The sequence below is a fragment of the Microcoleus sp. genome (assembly GCF_049646505.1).
Classification (GTDB): Bacteria; Cyanobacteriota; Cyanobacteriia; order Cyanobacteriales; family Microcoleaceae; genus Microcoleus.
The window spans coordinates 1-7,888 of sequence record NZ_JBARVX010000226.1; the positions used below are offsets into that span (position 1 = coordinate 1).

The 7,888-nt window shown below is 47.2% G+C and carries 4 protein-coding genes; 1 reads left to right on the forward strand and 3 read right to left on the reverse strand.

Annotated features, from left to right (window positions below):
- Nucleotides 1-171 precede the first annotated feature (171 nt).
- Nucleotides 172-1,470, forward strand: a complete 1,299-nt coding sequence (locus WBA89_RS12245; protein ID WP_424406711.1) for a ParB/RepB/Spo0J family partition protein — start codon at nt 172-174, stop codon at nt 1,468-1,470.
- Nucleotides 1,471-1,653: 183 nt separating this feature from the next.
- Here WBA89_RS12245 and WBA89_RS12250 read toward each other — a convergent pair whose 3' ends face one another.
- From WBA89_RS12250 to WBA89_RS12260, 3 genes are all read right to left on the reverse strand, one after another.
- The gene (locus WBA89_RS12250; RefSeq protein WP_424406713.1) at nt 1,654-2,361 is read right to left on the reverse strand and encodes a hypothetical protein; all 708 of its coding nucleotides are present in this window, start codon (nt 2,359-2,361) and stop codon (nt 1,654-1,656) included.
- A gap of 239 nt (nt 2,362-2,600) precedes the next feature.
- Nucleotides 2,601-3,809 (reverse strand): ankyrin repeat domain-containing protein, encoded by a 1,209-nt coding sequence (locus tag WBA89_RS12255; protein ID WP_424406715.1) that lies wholly within the window; start codon nt 3,807-3,809, stop codon nt 2,601-2,603.
- A gap of 19 nt (nt 3,810-3,828) precedes the next feature.
- Nucleotides 3,829-7,878: an RHS repeat domain-containing protein gene (locus WBA89_RS12260; RefSeq protein ID WP_424406717.1), complete on the reverse strand. Its 4,050-nt coding sequence runs from the start codon at nt 7,876-7,878 to the stop codon at nt 3,829-3,831.
- Between the last annotated feature and the right edge of the window lie 10 nt (nt 7,879-7,888).

The window sequence follows — 7,888 nt, forward strand, 5'->3', positions numbered from 1 at the left end:
ATTCTAAGAATGTAAAAGCAGCGAACCTTTTGACAGTGAAGGCGACCTGCCGATACAGCCCGCGCCGCCCCGACAGAGAATAACCCCAGCTTTCTGTTAGGAAACCTTATTGGGTTTAGCAGGCAAGGGTACAAAGCCCCAATCCCCAAATAAACAACCAGGGCTATCCAAATGAATAAAAATGAAACTGTGTCGCTCTCAGTCAGCGACGCGATTCAGCATATTGGTCTTGACCAACTCAAGCCTCACCCTCGCAATGAGGAAATTTACGGGTGCACCGAAAGTATTGCTGACCTGGTAGAGTTGATCCAACTCAAACGCTACGTCCAACCGCTGACCGTCAAAACAGATGGCACGATCGTTAGCGGCCATCGGCGGTGGAGGGCGCTAGCAGCGCTGGGCTGGAAGTTTGTCCCAGTTATTGTCTGCCACTTCCAGACTGAAGATGACGAGCTCTTCGTCTTGGTGGCAGAAAACCGCCACCGCCACCAAAGTCCAGTACAGAGAATTCGGGAAGGAATTGTTGTGGAGCCTATAGCTAGAGAGCTGAGGAACAGACACGCTGCTAAGAAAGCTCGCCACCAAGCTGCTGGCTCAGCAGAGCCGCCGTCGGACAACCAGCAACCGCTAATGGAAAATTTTCCATTGAACCCGATCGATTTGGGCCTGACTCCAAGGGAAATGGAACTGACGGAAAATATTGTGGCGGCTATAGTCGGCTTGGGGTGCGGCAGGAACTACAGGAAAGGGCGCATTGCCGTCAAAGCTGCCGACGAGCTCAAGAGAGACCGCCCCGAATTGGCTGCAAAGTGGTTGGACATTATCAACGACCACAGCATAGATGTAGGGTATCAACTTGCGAAGATGCAGGAGGACAAGCGAGTAGTGGCGTTGGCTGCGATCTCGTCGGGAGCAGCGAAAACCCCCAAACAAGCTAAAGCTCTGATTAAGGCTGCTTTGAGAAAATCTTCCGCCTCGAAGAAAACCGAGGGCAGCAGTAGTAGCGAGCCGGTTCAAGAAGGCGATTGCGGTGAAAAATGTAAAACTTGCACTCCTTGCGAACCAATTACGGGTGAGGGAGTCAAAACGCGCTTTGGTCCAGACAGCGCGGGGGCATGGGTTATTGTCAAAATCCCTTTTATTCCTAAAGAAAAAATAGCCCAAAGGAAGTGGAATGGATTTTGGGGCCGGATTGTGGAAGTTGGAGCGACTTTGAAAGTCGATATGGGTTCAGAGGTGGTGTCGCTCCTTCACTCGGATGTGGTGGCGATATTGAACCCAACGCCGAGTTTTTGCTCAATAGCTGAGCGAATTCTCAGGCTGCAAAGCTTCGGCACGGTGTACGAGTTTGGGAAAATCGTCTTGAACAGGATGCAGAGAAAAGTGGTTTGGGATGCAGCAGCGCTAGCTTATCTGGATGCTGTGGAACAGGTGGAATTGGCGCGGCGGGCGATCGAACAGGCTTTGTAATGAGGCTCTCGTTTACTGGCACTAAATTCGGAATTAGCGATCGAGTTCTTTAATTCCGAATTATTGGGCCATTAGCTTGTACCTTTAATTACGAATTACGAATTATTCAGTCACCCCTCGTTGGGACGATCGCACAACTGTTCATTGTTTACACGCCAGCGATCGCCCCCACAATCTTATCCTTTACGCGGCAGACGGTAACTGTTCAACTTCTTTCCCCAAAAACCGCACGTTGACAATTTCCCGGTAAGCTTCTAAATCCGGCTGCCAATTTTCCAAAAGCTTGTACAAATGTTGCAGTTTTTCGCCTTCTAATTCCCCTGCAATTTCGTACTGGAAGCTGCCGGAAAACAATACTGCGGGAGTTGGTTCTGCTTCTTGCAGTTGCAGCAAAGCTTCGGCAACGCTCAAGTTAAGTTCTCCTTGTTCTAGAGAATAAACTAAATTGACAGCAGCTTTTACCGGAGCTTTCCCCACATCAAACCACGTTCCTTTGGATAATAAACTGGAGGTGATGAACTCGCGAGCTGCATTTTCATCTCCCCCTTCAAAGGTGATGAAGCTTCTGGGATTGATGCTTAAAGCTTGATAGTCGGTGCGGGGTAAAGCTTCAACGTATTTGCGGATAACGGCAGAAATTTTTACGTCTTCTTGTGATTTTGCACTCAGGGATTCGATGAAAGTAATGGCGTTCGATTGGGCGACGATGTTGATGCCGTTGGTGAAGGCAACTTGAGAGATTTGGGGGCTGAAAACGGGAGGGCGGGCGAGTTCCCAGTCGGGGGGGACGATGCCGCTGTATTTGAGGAAGTCTGCGTTGAGGAGGGTTGGGGAGTGGTTTTTGGCTGTGAGGGCGATCGCTAGTTCTTGGATGGTTACTGTGGGTGTCATGGTTTTTGGTAGAGCGTGTTGGGTAATATTTTATGCTGTGCGGGTTGCATTCGTATAGGGGGAGAGTTGCGCGATCGAGATTCTTAATTTCTTCCGCATGAAGTAGCATTGCCGAGGAAAGAAGAGGATTTTTTGTGAGCTCGGCATTGCCAGGATACCCAGCCCGGAAATCGCACAAGCCAGTTGTTGCTTGAGCGCTCGAATCGCTCTTTATCTAAAAGTACAATACCCGCATCTACTCAATCTTCTTCGGCTCCGGCTTCTTTCAAAAGCTTAACAATTTCTTGATGTCCCGCTTCGCGAGCAAGGCTTAGAGCAGTATCTCCCCTGTTGTCCTTGGCATTAACTTCAGCACCAGTTTGAAGCAAAAGTTCAACTGCCTTGATATTTCTAAATTTAGTGGCTGCCATAAGAGCCGTCCAACCTGAATCTGTTTTTGCATTGACATCTGCACCGAACTCTAACAAACATTTGAAAACTTCTACGTGTCTAAAAAAGTTTTGGGGAAACAGTCTGGAGCCAGGATACTTAGCTGAAAAATTGAGTCTTGTAGCTAGCATAAGCGCCGTTTGACCGTCTCGATCGATATTATCAATATCAGCTCCTGATTTCAGTAAAATTTGTACTACATCAAATTGCCCCATCATTACCGCAGCTATCAAAGGCGTCCACCCATTTTGTTCATCTTTCCTTTCCAGACTAGCACCAGCTTCCACTAAGACCCGAACAACACTTAATTGACCCCAATAGGCTGCAAAGCACAAGGCCGTGTTACCATGCGAATCAATAGCATTAATGTCCGCATCCGCTGCAATTGCCTGTTTAACATCATCGCTTCTTCCCTCTCCGGCAGCTAGGACAAACCCCTCAGTCAACAAGTCGTCTTTTCTGTGACGATAGACTAAACCAGCCGGAAGCTTTTCTACAGCTTGCGCCAGAAGTTCTTTTGAAGTCAAAAGAGCTAAATAGTCGAATACCTCTTGCCACCCATTCTTGGTGGCGCATAGAAGAGCGCTTGCTCCGTCTTCTCTGATGGCATTAGCATCAGCACCTTTTTCAATTAGAAGTCGCACGATAGTCAAGTGACCTAAAGTAGCGGCAGTCATCAAGACAGTCTGGTTATTTCCAATATCTTGATTGACATCAGCACCAGCCTCAATTAGAGCCTTAACAATATCTATTTGTCCTCTTTTTACAGCAATCTCTAGAGGAGCTGAGTTAACTCCAAAAGCAATTTGCGCTCCTGCTACCAGCAAAGTTTGCACAATATCTAAGTTTCCTAACTCGGTTGCTAGTTCTAAGGGTGTGCAGCCCCAGTTCCCTATGTAGTGAACATCAGCACCCCCTATAATTAGTTCTTGTACTTTTGTCAGATTGCTAGCAGCAATTGCTTCATGAAGTCTGGTATCGCCTGGTTCTGGTTCGTCGCTAAAAACAAGTGTAATCATAGACATTTTCGATCGTTTACTATAAAGGAGCTCTAAAGCCTGACTTTTCGACTAGGGAGAAAATCACTGCAACCATACCTTTCGCAAAAGCGGCTTGCCGTAGTTGTTCATTTTGTGCTGAAGTTCCAGAGTAAAAAGTAATAAAACCAGAAACAGGAATCACTGAATGACGGGGTTTTGTATGAGCGCTAATAGCGTTCCACTGCCTAGTTTGACTTCCACCAAGATAGTGATTGACCATAGTTGCTACTGACAATTTAAAATCACCGATGAGGAAGCTTTGCACGCTATCGTCCTGGGGTTTACCTGGTTTTATGATATAGTCGGGTCTTGGATCGTTGGATCTAACCATCTCAGAATAGGTAGAAGCTGCCCTAAAATTCCTAATGTTAATACCGTCGCCAGATGGTTTTCCCGAAATATCATTTACAGGCACTTCAAGATGTATGTAGTCAAGGAAGTTGCTATCATCTTTGAAAACTTGATTGATATTGTTTTGAGCGCTAAATTCAAAATTTTTCCCGGCAATTTTTGTTTTTACATTAGCTAAGGCAGGATTAGTATTGCTGAGAGCTGTTAATACTCCTTCCATGCCAAATGGAACAAATGAGTTAAGAGTTGAGAGAGCTATATCATTAACAACATCCTTTGCAGCATCTATCATGTAATCCCTAGCAGCTTGACCTGCGTGATATTGGATAGTTTGGAGAACATTGTGACCATCTATGGTTGAATTAAGTTCAGCGATCGAAAACATCCCCGTCGGATCGCTATAAACATGAGGATTGTTATAAACAAACTGATAGGGATTGCTGCTCTCCGGCTCCATCTCAATCAGCTCGATCGGATCGTAACTCATAAACCGCCCCGTTTCAGGATCGTAATACCGCGCCCGGAAATTGTACAGCCCAGTCGCATCATCCAACCACTGTCCCTGGAACCGGAAATCCCCACCAGCATTCCCAGGTAAAGAAGCCGCTGTCCCCGACGAACTTTTCAGATTGCCAAAACTATCATAATTAAACTGAGCGACACCAGTACCGCCAGCACCGGCTAACCCAATTACCGAACCCATCGCATCAGTCAAATAATAAACCGGATTCCCGCTAGCATCAAACCGCATCAACGGCTGATTTCCAGCATAAACATAAGCGCCGCTAGCATTACCATTTCCATCCATCACCAACTGCGGCGACTCCAAACCATCACCCATCGCAGGCGCAACAATATAATCCCTTTCACCTGCCGCACCCTTCACCTCAACTCTCCGCCCAGAACTATCATAATCATACTCAACTAACACATTTCCAGCAGCATCCTTCACCTGAGAAATCAAATTATCAGTATTGTAATCAAAATCCCGAATCACCCCATTTCTGCTAACAACATCCACCCGTCCCCCAGCATCGTAGGTATAAGTCTCCACATTCGCCCCATTCGTCACTGAAGCAAGCTGATTGACATTATCGTAACTGTAAGTTCCCGCAGCCAAACCACTCGACACAACTTGACGGTTCCCCGCAGCATCGTAACCGTAATCAATCTCCTGCAACAAAACCCCAGCCGCACTGTAATAAGTTTCCTTATCCACCCGCAGCGCAGTATCGTACTCCAACCGCACGTAAGAACCATCTTCCCTAGTAATCTTAGTCGGTTCCCCAATCCCTTTACGTTCGTAAGCAACAGACGCCAACACCGTCACCCCATCAGGAGCAAAATGAGCAATCTTCTCAACTAAATCCGTCTTATCCTGATACTGGTAAACCGTCTTCACCCCATTCGGCAAAGTCCGTTCTTTGAGGCGGTTCACTTCATCGTAAACCATCGCAGTTTCTAACAATTGACCGCCGGGAGATGTTGCCTTCACTCGATCCAAATTGCCGTTCGCATCGTAGCGGTACTCAGTGATGTAAGCCGTAGAATCAGCAGAATTCTTATCAGCTTTCACGATAACCTTATCGACTCGACCCAAACCGTCGCGTCCGTAGCGAATGCTGCCGCCGTTGGGATAATCCAAGCCTGCAAGCGCACCCGTATCAGAGTCATAGTGATAAGCAGTCGTTCCCGTAGCATCCGTCACGCTTAACAGTTGACCCGTTTCTGCATCCCAGTTAGAAACAACTTCCCCATCCAAGGTTGAAACCCTGCGCTTTTCCTGTCCCGCCGCATCATACTCGTAACTTACAGTTACTCCGCTGGGCAACTTCATTTGTGACAAACGATTCGTGACGGCATTGTAAATAAATTCCTTTTCACCGCCATCGGGATAGATAATTTTCTTGAGGTTTCCATCCTCATACTGGTAAGACAGCAAAGTTGCTTGATTCGGTCCCGTCACTCGTTCCAACCCGCTTTCACCGTAGTGATAAGTATAGACAGCATCGCCCAAATCCGTAACCGTCTTCAACCGTCCCAACTCATCGTAAGTAAACTTGCGGTCATTGCCGCCCCGGTCTATAATTCGAGTCGGATAGTCTTTCGCTTCCTGCAAGTTGTTGCTGAAAAGATACTCAACTTTCGACTTGGTTCCGTCGGGATAAATCGTTTCAACGGGCAAGTAATTAGGAGACTGTACTGAAGTTGTCTCTCTTCCCAACGGGTCGATAACCGTCGTTCCATTGGAATTGTAGCGGTACTTCCAGACCTGACCGCGCGGGTCAGTCATAGTTTTCATCTGACCGTTAGAGTTGTAAGTATAGCTGGTCGTGTAGCGGGTGTTGGCATCCAAAACCACAGTTGTTCCTGCTAACTTACCTATCAAATTATCTGCTACGCCTGGGTCGGGGTCAACGCCTACCAGCGCGTCGTAGTGGTAGATAGTTTCCACCCCCGTCGATTCATCTTTGACGCTTTTAACCCTGCCAATTTGGTCGTACCCGTACCGGGTAACGCTACCGCTAGGGTCAGTTTCAGTTTCCAACTGACCTGCTTCATTGTAGGTAAATTTAATCTCGCCGCCACCGTTCGTTACCCAACCTCCCAACTTCCCGTCATCCGTAAACTTGCGTTCGATGCGGCCGATAGTTGGGGCTTCTATTGCTGTCCAATCGGCTCGAGAGCCTTCATAATCGTATTCTACCCACAAACCGTCACCGTAGTCAGCTTTTGTTTGCCGTCCCAATCCGTCATAAAAGAAGGTGGAGGTAACGCCATTTTCAGTCATGGTTTCCAACAAACCTTTAGCGTTGTAAGTCATCGTTGTTTCGTTCCCCTCAGCATCTTTGATCCAGCCGGGATTGCCAAAAGCATCGAAATTGCCGTAGTAAGTAGTGCCGAAGGTATCGGTTTCTTGAACGACTCGACCTTGGGAATCGTAGACGTAGGATTGGATGATATTGCCGAGTCCATCCTGCATTTTTAGCATATTGCCAGCGCGATCGTATTCCATATGCAGGGAAGTTCCTGTGGGCATCACAATGGAGGTAGTCTGACCGTATTTGTTGTAAGTGTAGCGAGTGATTCCAGGCACCGTACCCGGACAACCGCAGTAGGATTCGGTACGGGATAAGAGATTGCCGCTAGCGTCATAGGTGTATTTTGTTACCCCTCCGGCGGCATCTTTTGTTTCGATTAAATTGTTGTCATCATCGTACTTGAAGTTAGTTTCTTGACCTAACGCATTGACTTGTTTGACAACATTGCCGCGCAAATCATAGACATAGGTAGTGGGATTGCCGAAAGCATCTTTGACGGTTTGAATTGAGTTGTCTGGGTCGTAAATCAACTCTACGGGGTCGCCGTCTGCGTCAATTATTTTCTTCAAGCGACCTTTGTCATCGTATTCAGTTCTGACTCCCGTGTTTCCTAGCGGGTCGATGACTTTTTCTAAATAGTGAAATTGGTCGGTGTTGTAAACAAATTCTGTTTTATTTTGTTCTTGGTCGGTGGCGGCAACCAAATCCCCCTTCGCATCGTATTCGTACTTAACCTTCTTCCCATCCGGGTCAACAACACCCACAATCCTCCCAGCAACATCCCTCTCAAAACTCACCGACTTACCCGTACTGCTAGCAATCCCCGCATCGCTAAAAGTCAGCTTATTCCCATTCGCATCAGTAGCAGTCAGCAAATCCCCAGAC